Origin of the sequence: Sphingomonas sp. SUN039, assembly GCF_024758725.1 — a bacterium.
GTDB lineage: Bacteria > Pseudomonadota > Alphaproteobacteria > Sphingomonadales > Sphingomonadaceae > Sphingomonas_O.
The window spans coordinates 87,004-103,533 of sequence record NZ_CP096972.1; the positions used below are offsets into that span (position 1 = coordinate 87,004).

General features: G+C 65.2%; 15 protein-coding genes. 5 read left to right on the forward strand and 10 right to left on the reverse strand.

Annotated features, from left to right (window positions below; genetic code table 11):
- Window position 1: 1 nt before the first annotated feature.
- Both M0209_RS00475 and M0209_RS00480 read right to left on the reverse strand, forming a co-directional pair.
- The gene (locus M0209_RS00475) at window positions 2-2,203 is read right to left on the reverse strand and encodes an acyl-CoA dehydrogenase family protein (RefSeq protein WP_258886214.1); all 2,202 of its coding nucleotides are present in this window, start codon (window positions 2,201-2,203) and stop codon (window positions 2-4) included.
- Between the two features lie 10 nt (window positions 2,204-2,213).
- Window positions 2,214-3,038 carry a coniferyl-alcohol dehydrogenase gene (locus M0209_RS00480; protein WP_258886215.1) on the reverse strand — a complete coding sequence of 275 codons (825 nt, stop codon included), beginning with the start codon at window positions 3,036-3,038 and terminating at the stop codon, window positions 2,214-2,216.
- A gap of 142 nt (window positions 3,039-3,180) precedes the next feature.
- Between M0209_RS00480 and M0209_RS00485 the strand changes: the two genes are divergently transcribed.
- From M0209_RS00485 to M0209_RS00495, 3 genes are read left to right on the forward strand one after another with little or no spacing between them, the layout of a single operon-like run.
- Window positions 3,181-3,585: a Zn-ribbon domain-containing OB-fold protein gene (locus M0209_RS00485; protein WP_258886216.1), complete on the forward strand. Its 405-nt coding sequence runs from the start codon at window positions 3,181-3,183 to the stop codon at window positions 3,583-3,585.
- Window positions 3,585-4,745 (forward strand): thiolase family protein, encoded by a 1,161-nt coding sequence (locus M0209_RS00490; protein WP_258886217.1) that lies wholly within the window; start codon window positions 3,585-3,587, stop codon window positions 4,743-4,745. The genes M0209_RS00485 and M0209_RS00490 overlap by 1 nt, the downstream gene beginning before the upstream one ends.
- A 2-nt stretch (window positions 4,746-4,747) precedes the next feature.
- Entirely contained in the window at window positions 4,748-5,458 is a 711-nt protein-coding gene (locus M0209_RS00495) for a DUF2889 domain-containing protein (RefSeq protein ID WP_258886218.1), read from the forward strand.
- Here M0209_RS00495 and M0209_RS00500 read toward each other — a convergent pair.
- The 3 genes from M0209_RS00500 to M0209_RS00510 form a co-directional block, all read right to left on the reverse strand.
- Window positions 5,455-6,723 (reverse strand): amidohydrolase family protein, encoded by a 1,269-nt coding sequence (locus tag M0209_RS00500; RefSeq protein ID WP_258886219.1) that lies wholly within the window; start codon window positions 6,721-6,723, stop codon window positions 5,455-5,457. The two genes, M0209_RS00495 and M0209_RS00500, sit on opposite strands and share 4 nt — an antisense overlap.
- A gap of 31 nt (window positions 6,724-6,754) precedes the next feature.
- The gene (locus M0209_RS00505) at window positions 6,755-7,561 is read right to left on the reverse strand and encodes a helix-turn-helix domain-containing protein (RefSeq protein ID WP_258886220.1); all 807 of its coding nucleotides are present in this window, start codon (window positions 7,559-7,561) and stop codon (window positions 6,755-6,757) included.
- 110 nt (window positions 7,562-7,671) lie between these two features.
- Window positions 7,672-9,150: a class I adenylate-forming enzyme family protein gene (locus M0209_RS00510; protein WP_258886221.1), complete on the reverse strand. Its 1,479-nt coding sequence runs from the start codon at window positions 9,148-9,150 to the stop codon at window positions 7,672-7,674.
- Window positions 9,151-9,192: 42 nt separating this feature from the next.
- Here M0209_RS00510 and M0209_RS00515 point away from each other — a divergent pair, with 42 nt between their 5' ends.
- Entirely contained in the window at window positions 9,193-10,029 is an 837-nt protein-coding gene (locus M0209_RS00515) for an enoyl-CoA hydratase/isomerase family protein (protein ID WP_258889528.1), read from the forward strand.
- Here M0209_RS00515 and M0209_RS00520 read toward each other — a convergent pair.
- Genes M0209_RS00520 through M0209_RS00540 form a run of 5 tightly spaced genes read right to left on the reverse strand, consistent with a single transcriptional unit; the run spans window position 9,955 to window position 15,355 of the window.
- On the reverse strand, window positions 9,955-11,337 hold the full coding sequence (locus M0209_RS00520) for an amidohydrolase family protein (RefSeq protein ID WP_258886222.1): 1,383 nt from the start codon (window positions 11,335-11,337) through the stop codon (window positions 9,955-9,957). The two genes, M0209_RS00515 and M0209_RS00520, sit on opposite strands and share 75 nt — an antisense overlap.
- Window positions 11,331-12,320, reverse strand: a complete 990-nt coding sequence (locus M0209_RS00525; RefSeq protein ID WP_258886223.1) for a CoA transferase — start codon at window positions 12,318-12,320, stop codon at window positions 11,331-11,333. The genes M0209_RS00520 and M0209_RS00525 overlap by 7 nt, the downstream gene beginning before the upstream one ends.
- On the reverse strand, window positions 12,313-13,809 hold the full coding sequence (locus M0209_RS00530) for a class I adenylate-forming enzyme family protein (RefSeq protein ID WP_258886224.1): 1,497 nt from the start codon (window positions 13,807-13,809) through the stop codon (window positions 12,313-12,315). The genes M0209_RS00525 and M0209_RS00530 overlap by 8 nt, the downstream gene beginning before the upstream one ends.
- An 18-nt stretch (window positions 13,810-13,827) precedes the next feature.
- Window positions 13,828-14,118 carry a hypothetical protein gene (locus tag M0209_RS00535; RefSeq protein WP_258886225.1) on the reverse strand — a complete coding sequence of 97 codons (291 nt, stop codon included), beginning with the start codon at window positions 14,116-14,118 and terminating at the stop codon, window positions 13,828-13,830.
- Between the two features lie 10 nt (window positions 14,119-14,128).
- Entirely contained in the window at window positions 14,129-15,355 is a 1,227-nt protein-coding gene (locus tag M0209_RS00540; protein WP_258886226.1) for a CaiB/BaiF CoA-transferase family protein, read from the reverse strand.
- A 187-nt stretch (window positions 15,356-15,542) separates the two neighbouring features.
- Here M0209_RS00540 and M0209_RS00545 point away from each other — a divergent pair, with 187 nt between their 5' ends.
- A complete protein-coding gene (locus tag M0209_RS00545; protein WP_258886227.1) occupies window positions 15,543-16,334 on the forward strand; it encodes an SDR family oxidoreductase in 792 nt (263 codons plus the stop codon).
- Window positions 16,335-16,530: the final 196 nt, after the last annotated feature.

Below are 16,530 nucleotides of genomic sequence, written 5' to 3' on the forward strand. Positions count from 1 at the left end.
CCTAGCTTCGTGTACGCGGCAGGCCCAGCCCGCGTTCGGCGATCATGCTGCGGTGGACCTCGCTGGTGCCACCATAGATCGTCGCGCCCTGAGCGTGGCGGTAGAAGATGTTGATCTCCGCCGCCGCACCCTTGCGCTTCGACAGCGATAACGGCGCGGTCAGATCGAGCAAATCGCGCGCGTCGGACTGGAACACTTCGGAAGAGAACATCTTCGCCATCGGACCGTAAGCCAGATTGGGCTTCTTTTCGGTCGCGGCCCAGTTGGCGCGGAACGTGATCAGCTCGGATACCCAGGTGTTCGCTGTCGTCCGGGCGAGCCGCACCTGCGCCGAGGAATCCTCGATCAGCGGCTTGCCCCGATAGACGATCTCGCGGCACAGTTCTTCGGCCGCAGCGAGCATCTTGCGCTGGTATTTCGCAAAACCGCCGCCGTGCTCGAGTTCCAGGCTGGCACTCATCGTCTTCACCCCGCCATCGACTTCGCCCAGCCGCCAGCTATCGGGGATTTTGACGCCGTCGTAAAAGGTGATGTTCGTGCGCTCGTCCTGGAAGGTGTAAACCGGCTGGATCGTTACGCCCTCCGCCTTCAGGGGCACGATGAACATCGTCAGCCCCTTGTGCTTGGCGACTTCGGTGTTGGTGCGGCAGAGCATCAGGACATAGGTGGACAGGTTCGCGCCGCTGGTGAACATCTTGGTGCCGTCGATCCGCCAGCCGTTGCCGTCGGGGGTGGCTTTGCACTGTGCAGCGAAGACATCCGAACCGGAGCCCGGCTCCGAATAGCCGAGGCTGCAAATCACCTCGCCCGACATGATCTGTGGCAACACTTCGGCCTTCAGCTCGTCCGATCCGAAGCGGTTGATGATGAGCGACACCATCTGCGATACGCCCGCCGCCGGGTTGTTGTACCCCTCGATTTCCAGCGCATCCATCGCGGCGGTCTTGGCATAGGCGGATAGCCCGCGCCCGCCGACGTCTTTGGGTAGCCCGAGGAACAGCAGGTTTTCGGCGGCGAGTTTGCGGTTCAGCTCGGGATTATAGCCCTCCCAGCTGTAATGGAACGTGTCGCGCATTTCGGGCGTCACGTTCTTGGCGAAGAACGTGGCGATCTCGTCGGCAATGGCGCGGGCATCTTCGCCGAGGTCGAAATCGATGGGCATGTCGCCGACATCGGGCAGGGCGGTCGTTTCGCCCGAATACAGACGCCGTCCGGCTTCCTCGATCAAGCGCTGCGGGTCGCCGAGCACCAGCGGCCAGGCCTTGGCGCGCAGGTTATACAGGAAGATGTCGTATTCGGTCGTAAGGCCATAGCCGCCGAAGGTGTGCAGCGCCTGCGCCACTGTCCGCGCACAGGCATCGGCATTCCACCAGGACGCAAGCGAAATCGCAGCCCCTGCGGTCGCCGCGCCATCGGCGATGTCGCGGATTGCGCGCCAGATGAGGAACTTGCCACCGTCGACGTCGCACAGCCTGTCGGCGAGCGGATGCGAAATCCCTTGGAATTGGCCGATGAACTGGTCGAACTGCTTGCGCTCGCAAGCATAGGCTGAGGCGAGCTTCAACGCTTCGCGCCCGATCCCGGCAAGACCCGCCGCGATGAGCAGTTTCCATTCCTCGACTGCTGCCGCGAACGTCGCGAGCGCCTCGCTGCCCGAACCGAGCACGATGTGCGGATGCGCGCCGAGGGCGATTTCGGCTATCGGTGTCGAGGCGAGATTGTCCTCTGCGGTGCGCGCGCTTTCGGGCACATTGACGAGGACGACCTGATCCCCGTTATGCGCGACGATTGCTTCGGCAACTGCCCCACCCGCTACCCATTGCACCGGCTGTGCCGCGACATCATGCAGCGCCACCGTGGCGACTGCCTCGCCGGTCGAAACGCGCGCAAGCAGATCTTCCGCCCCGCCGAACTGAGCCAAAAGTCGCGCGGTTACCAGCGTTTCGGCGAGCGGACCCGACACCAGAGTCCGTCCGGCCTCTTCCATCAGCAACGCCGCGTCGAACAGTCCGAGCCCAAGGCCGCCTGCGGCTTCGGGAACGCGGATCGAGAAAGCTCCGAGTTCGCCCAATCCTGTCCACAGTGCAGAATCAAAACCCGACGGCATCGCTGCGCGCACCCCTGCCGTGCTGCTGTGCTCGTCCAGAAACCGCGCGAACATGTCGCGCAGCATCTCCTGATCGTCGGTGAGGGCGAAGTTCATATCATCTTGCCTATTCTGGCTTAGCGCGGCGCATCATGACGCTGAGATCGACCTGGCCGGTTGCCACACCGCCCATAAAGCCCCCGTCCACGGGAAAAACGACGCCGTTGACGATGCTCGCCAGTGCGCTGTTGAGCAGCACCAGCCCGCCCGCCTGTTCCTCCGGCGTCGAATAACGGCCCATCGGTTCAGCGGCGGCATCGACGACGTCCTTGCCCGATGCCGCGTGGAAGGCCGCCATCATCGGCGTTTGCGTCGGCGAGGGCAGCGTGCAGTTGATCCGGATGCCCTGTTTGATGAGCTTCGCACCCATGAACTGCGTCCAGACGATGATGTTCTCTTTCGAGAAGGCATAGCCATTGTCGACCGTCGCCATATTCGCTTCGCACCACGCGACCGCCGCGTCGAAACCCTGCGTTGCGATGATTTCCATGCTCGTCGGGATACGGCGGCTCCAGCCGAGCCCGCCCGTGGACGCAATGCTGGCAATCGCGCCGCCCCGGCCCATCAACGGCAGTACCGCTTCGGTCAAATGCCGCGTGCCGATGAAATTAACCTTCATCACGTCCATCGCCGGGAAGGATTGCGGCAGGCCCGCGCAGTTGAACAGCGCATCGACCTTGCCACCGATGGCCGCAACGCCCGCATCGATTGACTCGGGGTCGCGCAGATCGACGGTGTTGAAAGAGGCGAGCGGCAGCGCGCAGGGCTTGAAGTCGAGTCCGTGAACCTCGGCACCCAGATCGAGCAACAATTTGGCGGTCGCTTCGCCCATCCCCGAAAAGCAGCCGCTGACGATGACGCGTTTGCCTTTATATCCCAAAACGTCGGTCATCACCGTCTCCGCCAAGCTGTCTCGTGCCTGTTCTAGATAAGAGAACGGCGGACCGATCAACTGCCGCGCGCCCTAATCGTCGCGGCGATACGGCGGGCGCGCCTCCTTGCCATCGCGTATCCCCTGCGCGACAGCTTGGCGTATGACATGGCAACGCTCGCGCATCCGGCTGGACCGTGACAATCGCGCCTTCTGGACCGGCGGTGCCGAAGGCAAGCTCAACATCGTCCGGTGCGACGATTGCGGGCAGTTCACCCATCCGCCGCGCGAAATCTGCCGCCATTGCCAGTCGGAAAATGTCGCGCCGCATGCCGTCGCGGGGACGGGTGCGGTCGATACCTATACGGTCAACTACCAGGCGTGGGCCAAGGACATGGAGGTGCCCTTCGTCATTGCTCGGGTGCGGCTCGACGATGTGCCGGGCGTCTATCTGACGACAAACATCGTCAACTGCCCGGTCGATGCGGTCGATATCGACGATCGGGTGAAGGTCGTGTTCGAGGAGCAGGACGGCATCTGGTATCCACTGTTCGAGAAGGTCGCCTGATGGCGGGCGAGGCCTATATCACCGGCATCGGCATGTCGGAGGTAGGCGTGCGGCTGACCCGCTCGGCCATCGGCTTGACCGTCGACGCGGTGAAGGAAGCCATCGCCGACGCCGGGCTGACGCTCGACCAGATCGATGGCGTCTCGACCTATCCGGGCAAGATGCAAGCGTTCCTCGGCTTCTCGCCGATCAGCACCGACGATCTGATCGAAGTGCTCGGTTTGAAGACGCGCTGGCACGCCGGGACCGGCGAGGCGACAGCGCAACTCGGGGCAATTACCGACGCGGCGAGCGCGGTGAAGGCGGGCCTCGCACGGCATGTCATTTGTTTCCGCACCGTATACGAGGCAGCGGCGCTGGCGCGGCCCGACGAATACCCGCCGATGCAGCGCCGCAACGACATCACCGGCGGCTCGCAATGGGTGTCGCCGTTCGGCGCGTTCTCGGCTGCCTGCTGGACCGCGCAATTCGCGACGCGCCACATGAAGCGCTACGGCCTGACGCGCGAACAGCTCGCGCAGGTCGCGCTCAACGATCACCGCAACGCCGCGCTCAACCCGCGCGCTATCGTCCGCGAGCCGCTGACGATGGACAAATACATGTCCGCGCGGATGATTACGACGCCGTTCTGTCTTTACGATTGCGACCGCTTCACCGATGCGTCGACGGTGGTGATCGTGTCGGCGGGCGATGCACTCGACGAGGTCAAGTCGCAGCCGATCCGCATCGCCGCCTCGGCCGGGTCGCTCGAACGCTACAGCTGGGATCAGGCCGAATGGGCGAGCGCCTATCCGACCGGGCGCGATCTGTGGAAGAACACCGATTATTCTGTGAAGGACGTCGATACCGTCCAGTTCTATGACGGCTTCGCTTTCCAGCCGATCACTTGGCTCGAGGGCCTCGGCTTCTGCGAGGTCGGTGAGGGCGGGCGTTTCATCGAGGGCGGCACGCGCATCGCCCGCGACGGCGAATTGCCGATGAATACCGGCGGCGGGCAATTGGGTTGGGGTCGTCTGCACGGCTTCGGCTTCGCCTTCGAAAGCGTAGTGCAATTGCGCGGGGACGGCGGGGCACGCCAGATCGCTGGCGACCCCAAGGTTGCAGTCGCGACGTCGGGCGGCGGGCCGATGGCGGCGGCGCTGCTGCTCGCGAAGGACTGAACTTGAGCACCGGTTTTCGCCGCCGGTTTCGCATTACCCCGCGCGCTGACAGTGTGACGGCGGCGGTCGAGGACGATTTTCACTGTATGGCAGTGACGCTGGCACATGACGGTACCACCATCGCGAGTGTCGATGCGGTCATGGACCGCTGGCCCTGGACGACCTGCCCAGGCGCAACGACGGAACTGGCGAAGACCTTCACCGGAACCGCGCTGGCCGAGGTCGCGAGGCGCGGCCTGAAGAACTCGAACTGCACCCATCTCTACGACCTCGCGGTGTTCGCTGCCGCACACGCTAGGGAGGCCGATGCGACCATTTACGACGTGTTCGTCGGCGACAAGGTCGCGGGGCGCAAGCACTGCGAAATCCGCCGTAATGACGCGGTCGTTCTCGACTGGGCGATGGAGCACGACGTTCTCGTTACGCCTGAAACGCTTGCCGGAACGCATGTGATGCAACTGCGCGACTGGATCGCGTCGCTCGATCCGGCCACGCGAGAGGCGGCGCGTGTCCTGCAATGGGCGTCGCTGATCGCACACGGTCGCGATATCCCGCTCGCCGATCAGTCCGACGCAACGCGGATGCCGCCCAATTGCTTCACCTTCCAGCCCGACCGGGCCAAACGCGCGCAGCGGACCGGTGAGATTGTCGATTTCAGCGACAGCGCACGCCGCCCGCTCGACCATTTCGACGGGCGGCGGTTCGCGCGTTAGAAGGGCAGATTGTACAGCGCGACCGCATTGTCCTGTAGCACCTTCTTCTTCACCTCGTACGAATAGCCGCCGAGCACATCGACGATGTGTGCCTGCACGCCCGGGTAGAGCGAGGTCGGATGCGGGAAGTCGGTTTCGAACATGACCTTATCGACACCGATCTCCTCGAGAAGCAGCTTGGGTCCAGCACTTTCGAACCAGAAGGTGCACCAGAAATGGTCTCGGAAATACTCCTTTGGGCGGCGTGAGAGGCTCGCCTTGCTGCTTGGCATCATCTCCCGGAACTGGTGCTCCAGCGCCTCGACCGCGAAGGGCACCCAGCCCATGCCGCTTTCGATCAGGCCGATCTTGAGGTTCGGATGGCGGTCGAGCCGTCCCGACACCATCCAGTTACCCAGCGTCGCGGCATTGCCGATGCTGAACATCGTCGCCACCACCGCCAGCGTCTGTTCGAAGCCGAAGCCCTCCCAGGTGATCGTGTTGGGATCTACGCCCGAATTGAGATGGAAGTTGATCGGCGTGCCGGTGTCCGAACACATTTCGAGGAACGGCGTCCAGTAATCGCTGAGGAAGCTCGGCACGCCAACGCGCTCGGGCGTGTCGGGCAGAACGAAGCCCTTGATCCCGTTGTCGATGCAGCGCCGTGCCTCGCGGTTGAGCGCTTCCTGGCTCCAGAAGGGTAGGTGCCCCATGTTGAAGATGCGCTGGTTCGAAACCTGCTGAAATTCCATCGATGCGTCGTTGTAGATGCGGATGATCGTCTCGGCGAGTTCGGGATCGCCGAGGGACATCAGCGACCCCGCCTGGGTTACGCCGCTATTCTGATAGCAGACCTGGGCATAGACGCCCATGTCATCCATCGCCTGCAGCCGCTCCTTCATCAAATGGCCGCCGGGGTGCGCCTGTTCGAGTTTGGGGAAGGCAAGTCGGCCGAGCAGCTTGTTGTTGTCCTTGCGGATGACATTGCCGCCCATCGACCCGAAGTTGCGGTCGCCGACATACCAGCGCTCGACCCCATCATTGTCGAGCTTCACATAGGGCACCTTGTCTTTGTAGCGCGCGGGCGCGCGGCTGGTGAACAGATCGGGTGCTTCGGTGATGTGGGTGTCGGTATCGACGATCTTGATCCCCGCCAGCGACGGGTCGAGACCGCCTGACTGGGTCGCGTAATCGACCTCGCGGATCACGCCGCCTTCGGTGTATCCTTCGGCCGACCAGTATTTCTTCGCGGCCTGCGCCATTTCGGCGGCATCGGTTTCAGCCATGATTGCTCTCCGTTCGCGATTTCGGGCGGGTTCAGGCGGCGTGGAACAGCGGCTGGACCATGGCAACGGGGGCGGTGTCGCCCTCGGCCGAACGCCCGACTGCATCGGACAGGCTGTGGAGCAATGCCGAGGCATCGATGGCAGCCGAGGGCTCATACACAAGGCCGATCGCCAGCGGCTGGTTCTCGGGCTGGTCGGGGAGCAGTACGGCAGTGATATCGGCAATCGAACCGAACCCGGCAACGCCGCTGGCATGCCCATGGTCGCGGCACTGCTGGACGATGGCCGACATTTCCGAGGTCGAGAACTTCCGTTCCGGCGAAGCCTCGGCGTTGAGGCGACGGATCATCCCTTCGCGGCGCGGCGCGGCGACGGTCGAAAGGAGCAACCAGCCGATGGCGCTGTCCGACAGATGTTCCTGCTGGCCGCCGCAGAAGCCGGCGGGACCGGAGGTCCGCAGTGGGCGCTTGCCGGCACGCCAGTTGAAGATCTGCGCCTTCAGCCCGACCATACCGAACACGGCAACGCCGAGTCCTGTCTGTGCCGACAGGCGGTCGATCAGGCCGGTCAGGCGACCGTCGCGGACCATACCGGGCTGCACCGCCGTGCCGAGCATCGCGGCCCGCGGCGTCGGCGCATAGGAGCGGGAACAGGGATTTTTGTAGAGCAGCCCGAGATCGACCAGGCTGGAGAGAAGTTCGGAGGTGCTCGACTGCGGGCGGTTGAAGCGGCGGACGATGTCCATCACCGTGGCCTCGGGATGCTCCTCGTCAAAGAATTCGAGCACTTCGATTACGCGCTTGGCAATTTTTGCCTTGTTCGACTCGACTGACGCCACGGTCCTTCTCCTCTCGCTCTTTTTTATATGAACAGGGTTGTTCATTAAGCGACGGGGGTCTGTCAAACGAAAAATGACATCATGTCGTTTTTACACGGTCTTTCGATCTTTCAGGCACGGACTATCTTGTCGGACTCGAACAGGCGGCGGACAGCGGGCCGGTCGATCTTCAGCGATGGCGTGCGCGGAATATCTTCGAAAAACAGATACTTGGTCGGGATATGGGGCGCGAGCAGATGACGACGCAAATGCGAGTCGAGCGAGTCGATGGCGGGAGTCGCGACTCCGGGTTTCAGGCGCAGCGCCGCAACCGGGACCTGTCCCAGACGCGCATCGGCGATGCCGGTGACGGCGGCTTCGGCGACATCGGGATGCAGCATCAGCGCGCGTTCGACCGACTCGGGCAGCACCTTGAAACCGCCGCGCATGATCGCCCCGTCGGCGCGCCCGTGGATGTACAGAAAGCCGTCGGTATCGATCCGCGCGATGTCCGACGTACGGATCCAGTCGGCTCCGAGTCGCGGCGAGACGACTTCGAGCAGACCCTCCCGACCGGCGGCAAGGACGATGCCGCTATACGGATCGACGATCCGCAGCTGTGCCCCGGGCATCGCGCGCCCGACGGTTCCGAGCTTGCGGCGTCCCCATTCCGCGTGAAGGTCCAGCGTCATCGCCGCGACCGGCCCGGCAAATTCGGTTGCGCCATAGGAGATGAGGATCGGGATGCCGTAGCGATCCTCGAAAGCCGCCTGCACTACGGGGTCGAGCGGCGCGGCGCCGACGCCCAGCACCCGCAGCGACGACAGGTCGTCAACGGGCACATCCGCATCGATCACCTGCTGCACGAACGACGGCGGCAGACCCGAATGGGTCGGTCGGTATTGCTTCACATAAGTGTGCCAATCCGCCAGCGCGAAGCGTTCGAGCAGGACGATGCGCTGCCCGCGCAGCAGCATCGGCAACGTCGAATACAGACCGGTGATGTTGCCGAGCGGGAAATACAGCAGGAACGGCGGCAGCGTTTCGGGATTGTTTCCCTGTTGCCGCGCGAGCGCACTGTCGACGAAATGCCGTTCGATCAGCGCATAGGGGATCGCGAACTGCTTGGGTGGACCGGTGGTGCCGCTGGTCAGGATTTCGATCTGTGGCGGGCCGGACGGTGCCGTGGATCGCCCCTTCGGGCCAGACTCGGGTGCCGCACGCGCGCCCATGCCGTCGAGGATGATGGCCGGTATCCCTAGCGCGTCAAGCTCGGGGGCGAAGTCTTGCGCCTCGACGATGAGCGCCGCCGGTTGCAACCGTGCGACGTCGCGGGCCATGCCAGCGCCCGACTGGAACGCATAGACCATGCGGATCGTGCGTCCGTCCGCGATGAGCGCGAGCAGGGCAGCAAGCGCGGCGGGGCGATTGCGCGGGATAAAGGCGACCGGCGCGCCGGGGCCGATTCCGCTGGCGACGAGCAACGCATGGACTTCGCCCGCCACGCGCGCGAGATCGCCCCAGCCGTACCAATCCCCGCCGAATTCGATCGCCGGACGGGCGGGATCACGTGCCAGTGCGTCGGTGCTCAGTTGCTGCAGACTGGTCAATCGGACAGTTCCTTCGGACGTATTCGGGAGTAAGTCGCGGTGATGCGGCCCGATAGCCTTTCCGACGATCCCGCTCTCCTCGCCGCGCCGCCGATATCGGCAGACGCCGTGCGCGCCGGGATGGCGGCGCAACCGGCGGCGGCGCGCGCGCTGCTCGATCTGCTGGCCATGATCGATCTCGATGATGCGATGCACGGGCTGGAGCAGGAATCGCTTGAATATGGCCGGCTGCAGGGAAGCGACGCGCACGGGCGTTGGCTGGCACAGCGCATACCGGCTGCTGTGTACCGCGAACCCGGGCGCGTCCGGATCGAACGAATTGGCAATGTCATCGACATCGTCCTCGACCGACCGTGGGCGCTCAATGCTATCGATCGCCCGATGCGCGATGCGTTGCATGAGGGGTTCACCGTTGCCGCGCTCGATCCGGAAGTGATGGCGGTCCGCTTGCGCGGTGCGGGGCGGGCGTTCTGTATAGGGGGGGACCTCGACGAATTCGGCACGACCCGCGATCCGGCGGTGGCCCATGCGATCCGGATGGAGACACTTCCCGCGCATGCCATCGTCCGATGCGGCGGGAAGTTCACGGCGCATGTGCAGGGCGGCTGCGTCGGCGCCGGGCTCGAGATGGCGGCGTTCGCGCATCGCTTCACGGCGACAGCCGATGCCTGGTTCCAGCTCCCCGAACTGGCGATGGGGCTGATCCCCGGCGCAGGCGGGTGCGTGTCGGTGCCGCGCCGCATCGGGCGCGCGCGGACGGCGGCGATGATCCTGTCGGGCAAGCGGATCGGTGCGCGCACGGCGTTAGCCTGGGGCCTGATCGACGCGATCATGGACGATGTTCCCGTCGATCATGGTCAGGCGGACATCGGCGGCTGACAGCCGTATCCGCGCCGCCGCCCAGTCGCGGTCGAGCAGGCACAGATCGGCCGGCGCGCCCGGTTGGATGCGACGTTCGCAGGTCAGATCGTGCGGGTCGGCGAGGAACAGGCCGAGCGCCGCCTCGGGCGTCAACGCCTCCGCCGCACCGAGCATCGGCCCGTCACGCGTCGTGCGCGAAACGGCGGCGGCCATCGACGCCCAAGGGTCGGCCCCGCCGAACGGCGCGTCGCTGCCCGCTGCCAAGGTTACGCCCGCATCGGTGAAGGCGCGCAGCCGGTAGAGTGCGGGCAGATCGCGCGGCTCGACGTCACGCGCATAACGGTCGCCGCGCTCGGCAATGAAATGCGGCTGCGACACCGCCCACAAACCCATCCGTGCGATTTCGGCGACCAGCGTATCGGGCGCGATTCCGGCATGTTCGATGCGATCGCCGCGCATCGGTCCGCCGGCGTCGAGCACGGTGAGTGCGAACACCAGTTCGGCCTCGGTCGTGCAATGCACCGCGACGCCGCGTCCCTGTTCATGCGCGGCCCGCGCAAAGGCAATCGTGGCGTCGAGGTCGGGGAAGGCGGCTTCGTGCAGATGCAGCTTGGCCGGGCCAAGCATCAGACACGGGTCGAAATCGGCACCTGCCAGCATCAACGACCCGGCCAGTACCGTTTTTTGGACGAGCCGACCTGCCGCCTGTTCCGTGCGGAAGTGCGCGACGGTCGCGATGTCGTTGGCGGGGGTCATGTCGGTCAGGCCGGTCACCCCCATTGCGGCGAGTTGCGCGCTGACCGTTTCGAATCGGGGCGGGATGCTGACGAGTGTTTCGCGCAGCCAGGGGTCTTCGTCGAACAATCGCCCGGTCGTGCGGTCGAACCCCGGCGGCGGCGCGGCACGCCTGAGCAGTTCGTCGATTGCGAGGCTGTTGAGAAACCACATCCGCCCCGAACGATGCTGGATGCGAACCGGGCGATGCGGCACGAGTCCGTCGAGCATCGCCGTGTCGAGCATCCCCGCGACGCTCTCGTGATAGCCGATACCGCGCATCCAGCCCTCGCCGGGTCGCGCGAGCGCTTTGGCCAGTGCCGCCTCGTCCGAGACCTCGGGCGGACCGCACGCCACCGATGCAGCCTTGGCGGCCAGCGCGGCGAGATGGATATGATGGTCGTGCAGGCCAGGGAGCAGTGCGCCGCCCTGCGCCTCGATCACGGGCTCGCCATCGTTCGCATCCAGTCGCCCGACCGCCGCGATCCGCTCTCCGGCGATGCGGACATCGGCAATGCCCTGCTGCCAGACCTCGGCGCCTCTGATCAGCATAACCGCGCTTCGCTCAGCGCCAGCGCAGCTACGCCACTCATCGACAGGACAAGGCGTGCGCCGGTGCCGCGTTGTCGCTGCTCCAGCGCCATCCGCGCCGCGTAGAGTCCAGTCAGCGGATCGGCGATCGCATCGCCGACGATGCCGACCTTGCCCGTCGCCCGAAATTCCCCAGCGCTCAGCCCGCCTGCCACGCCGCAATCGTCACCGAACCCGATCCAGTTGGCGGCATCGCCCGCGATGCCGTGCGCCGTGATCGTGATCCAGATCAGCCCCGGCACTTCGCGCACCAGCGCATCGGCATCGATCCCCGTCTGCAGCAGCGCACGCGGTCGCGCGGCCTCGACTACATAATCCGCGCCACGGATCAGCGCGATTAGGGCGTCGCGACCTTCCGCCGTGCGGAAGTCGAGCGTTCGATGCTCCTTGGCACCATTGAGCCGGGTGTAGAGCGCCGGATCGCCGGAGCGCAGCGCGTCGGGACGGTTCGGGCTTTCGGCTTTGACCACCTCCGCACCGCTTGCCCCGAGCAGATGCGCACAGAGCGGCCCTGCCCAGAGCGCCGAAAGGTCGATGACGCGCGGCCGTTCACGCGATGGCCCGCGCGGCAGGCCGACCGTTTTGACAATGCACGCGAGGCTCACCGGCTGCTCGTCGAGATGCGCGACGGCAAGCCCCAGCGCGCGCCCGTGCGCCACGATTTCGCCAGCTTGCACCCCTGTCATGTGCGCCGCGATGTCGGCCTCGGTAACGTCCTTCTCTCCGAACAGCGCGGGCAGCAGGTCGAGATCGTCGGCCCGCGCCAGGTTAAGCGCCACATGTCCGTCGCTAGCAGCGTGGAAACGGCAGCTGCTTTGGCGAGGTGTTCGTTTCATCGTCTGCGCGCCGCTCATACACGAAATCGCATTCGATCCGGTCAGTGCGGCCAGCGCCGCAAGCTGCTTGTCGGCCCAGCGCGTCAGCGAAGCGTGGAGGTCATCCACCGAATAGTGTTTTGACTTCGCGGCGGAGCAGCTTGCCCATTTCATTGTAGGGCAAGGCGTCAACGAACAGGAGCCGTTCGGGAACGCGCGAGGAGCGAAGGCGGGCGCGGACGAGTTCCTTGAGGTCGGCTTCGGCAGGGCGCGTATGGCCGTCGCGGACAACGAGCGCCACGCCGACTGCTTCGCCCCATTCGACCGACGGCACCGCAACCGCCGCCGCATCGGCAATGGCGTCGTGGGCCAGCAGCACGTCCTCGATCTCGCCCGGCGACATGTTCTCGCCGCCGCGCACGATGACGTCGTCGGCCCGGCCGCTGAGGAACAGATAGCCCTCGTCGTCGATGTATCCGGCGTCGCGTGTCGGGAACCAGCCGTCGGCGTCCAGCGCACTCTTCTCGCGATACTCGCCCGACACCTGGTCGCCGCGCAGGTAGATTTCGCCTGCCTCGCCGACCGGGCAGCAACGCCCGTCCTCGTCGCGGATTTCGAGCTCGATGGTCGGCAGCGGCCGCCCCACTGACGATAGCCGCGCGCGAACCGTCGGGTCGTCGGAGGCATGCGCCGCGCGGTGTTCGTCGGGGCCGAGCAGGGCGACGGTCGAGCTGGTTTCGGTAAGACCATAGGCGTTGGTGAAGCCGGTCGCGGGAAACAGGTCGAGCGCGCGGTGGATGAGTTCGAGCGGCATCTTGCCGCCGCCATAGGAAATGGCGCGCAGGTTGGAGATGTCCGCCGATGTCCCCTTGTCCATCGCCTCGATGATCCGCGACAGCATTGTCGGCACGACAAAGGCGTTGGTGACGCGCTCGGTCCCCGCCAGTGCGACCCAGCCTTCGGGTGAAAAGGCGGGGAGCATGACGATGCGGCGCTGTGCGTAGATCGAACTCATCAACGCGGAAATGCCCGCGATATGATAGGGCGGCACCGAGACCAGCGCGGCATCGCTCTCCTCGGCGGACGCAAACTCGACCGTGCCGAGGATGTACGACAGCAGGTTGGCATGGCGCAGGATTGCCGCTTTGGGCGCGGCCGTGGTGCCGCTGGTGAACAGCTGGACGGCGATGCCCTTGCCGCTGTCGTAATCGCGGCCTTCGGCTACGGTCGCGGCCTGCGCCGCTGCGGTGAAATCGGCGCGGGCATAGGTCTTGTGCACCTGCCCCCCGGCCAGTGCCTCGACCCGTGCGACATCGCCGACGATCAGCGCAGGCGCAATCCGCCCGAGCAGCGCGGCAAGATCGGCATCGGCGAGCCGATAGTTGAGCGGGCAATAGGGCACGCCCGCGAGCGCTGCACCGAACAGCGCGATCACTGCGGCTTCGCTGCTTTCGTCGAGCAGAGCGACATGGCTCGCGCCGCTGGCCTCGATCAACTCTGCGGCGCCGCGCGCAGCGGTCAGCAGTTCGCCATAGGTCCAGCGTGTGCCATCGCAGACAAGGCCGATGCGGTCAGGAGCCGAGTCCCCCGCCATTTCAAGCAGCAGCGCGATGTTCATTGGGCTGCCGCTCGCCGATCAGTCGGACGCAGGCAGGGGTTTGGCGTCCTTGATGCCCAGCGCGGCGCCATCGACCGACAGCGACCCCTTGCCCGGCTTGACGCACAGCAGTTCGAAAGTGTTCGCCGCATCGACGTAGCGCTTGCCGATCAGCGATCCGTTGGCATGGTCGCTACTCAGCGAACCCGGCGTGTCCGGCTTGCCCTCGGCCATCGCCGTGCCGCCGCACTCGATCGTCCCGGCGCCTGCGCGGATGACCATCACCTCCGTATCGCAGACCTGGCTCTTGAGTTTGGTTCCGGGCTTCATGATATCATCCTCAAGCAATCGCGCCCTTGGCTTTTAGGTCCTCGATCCGGTCCCATTCAAGACCGAGTTCCATCAGGACCAGTTCGGTGTGCTCCGACGCCTGCGGGGCGCGCGTCGTTTCGAGCGGCTTGTGATCGAACTGCACCGGCCCGCGCACCAGTTTCAGCGGCGCGCCGCCGTCCGCCGCCTCGACCTCGACGATCATGTCGTTGGCGAGCACCTGATTGTCTTTCAGTAAGTCCTCGAAGCTCTGCACTGGGGCCCATTGCCCGCGCATCGTCCGCAAATGCTCTTTCCAATAAGCGAAGGGCTGTTTGGCAAACGCCTCGACCATCAGGTCGCTGGCGGTGCGGGCATTGTCGAATAGTGCCAGCGGCTCGGAAAAGCGCGGGTCGTCAGCGAGTTCGGGGATACCCAAATGCTCGAAGGTGTCGCGGATCAGGCCGGTCGGGCTGTTGATGCACAGGTTGATCGTCCCCCCGTCCGATGTGCGGTAATTGCCGTTGAACGGGCTGCGCGCGCCACCGCCGGAAACCGGCATCGAGTTGCGGACCGAGACGCCGGTTTCCATCAGCTGTGAAATGACCGCGCCCGATGCCCACCATGCCGTGCTAAGCAGGGAGACGTCGATCTCGGTCGCCTCGCCCGTTTTTTCGCGGTGGTAGAGCGCGCCCGAAATGCCGCCCGCGATAAACATACCGCCGATGGAGTCGCCAAATGCCGGGATTCCTTGGCCCAGCGGCCCCGGCAGTTCCTCGGGTGTCATGGCGTGGGCGATACCGCTACGCGACCAGAAGCAGGTGCCGTCGAACCCGCCGACCTCGCGCTCGTCGCCCTTGTCGCCCAGCGCGCTGCCGCGCGCATAGATGATGTCGGGATTGACCGCGCGGATATGCTCGACGTCGAACTTGTTCTTCTGGCGCACCTGCGGAAGGTAATTGGTCAGGAACACGTCGCAGGTCTTGGCGAGCTCGTAGAGCACTTCCTGTCCGTCGGGCGTCGAGATATCGATGCCGACGCTGCGCTTGCCGCGGTTGGGATGTTCGATCAGCGTGTGGCGCAGCGGATCGAGCGTCACGCCCCCCATATTCAGGAAACCGCGCTGGGTATCGCCGCGCTTGGGATGCTCGACCTTGATGACGTCCGCGCCCCAATCGGCGAGGATGCCGCCTGCAGCAGGCACGAAGGTGAACTGCGCTACTTCCAGCACACGCACACCTTTCATGACATGGGTCATGGTCGCTCGATCTCCCCTCGGCGCGGCAGCCGCACCCTTGTTGCCTTACGACTAGAAGCTGTCCCCCGCGCCGCAACCCCGCATCGCGGCTGTCGCGGGCGCTATCGCTCGCACGATGCCGGACGGACGCGATTTGCTATCGAGCGTCAGGGCGATAACGGATCGGGCACTAGTCGGGAGAGCTGCCATGGAAATCACGTCCTCACTTGCCGCTGTCGTAACCGGCGGCGCATCCGGCCTCGGGCTCGCGAGCGCAAAGGCGTTGCGCGCGGCGGGGGTAAAGGTGGCGATTTTCGACATTGCCGAGGCTGGTCCCGCCATCGCGGAAGAAATCGGCGCGACTTTCCACCGGGTCGATATCATGTCGGAGGAGAGCGTGGTCGCCGGCTTCGACGCGGCGCGCGCGGCGAACGGGCAGGAACGCATTTTGGTTCACTGCGCGATGGTCGCGGGCGGGGGGAAGACCGTCGGCTTCGACAAGACCACCGGCGGTTTCAAGCGTGCGCCGACGGAGGGGTTCGAGCGCGGCATGTTGGGCATCGCAGTCGCGAGCTACCGCATGGCGTCGATTGCGGCGCTCGGCATGGCGGGTGAGGATCCGCTCAACGACGACGGCGAGCGCGGGACGATTATCCTGACCTCGTCCTGTGCTTCGCAGGACGGGCAGATCGGGCAGGTGACCTATGGATCGGGCAAGGGTGCCGTCAACGCGATGGTCCTGCCGATGGCCCGCGACCTGATGGACCTCGGCATCCGCGTGAACGCGATCCTCCCCGGTACCTTCGCGACCCCGCCGATGCTGGGGGTGAAGGACCGCGCGCCCGCCGTGTTCGCGGGGCTGGAGGCAGCGGTGCCGTTCCCGAAGCGCCTCGGCAAGCCCGACGAGTTCGGCAGCCTGATGATGGAACTGGTCCGCAATACCTATTTCAACGGTCAGTGCGTGCGGCTGGATGGCGCAATCCGGATGCCGCCGCGATAAGGGATCGGCGCTGACGCGCCGTTTTTGGCAGATTTCCGCCAAAGGTCACAAAGGTCACACCTGAAACGATATAGCCGAGGTGCTTGCGAAGCCCCGTGCGCTCGACCGCGCGCGCGGTGCGAATTCTGCGTCCGTGGGACGGATAGACAGGTTTGAAAGAGCGGCACGGATATCGAATCACGTAACATGCTGGCTG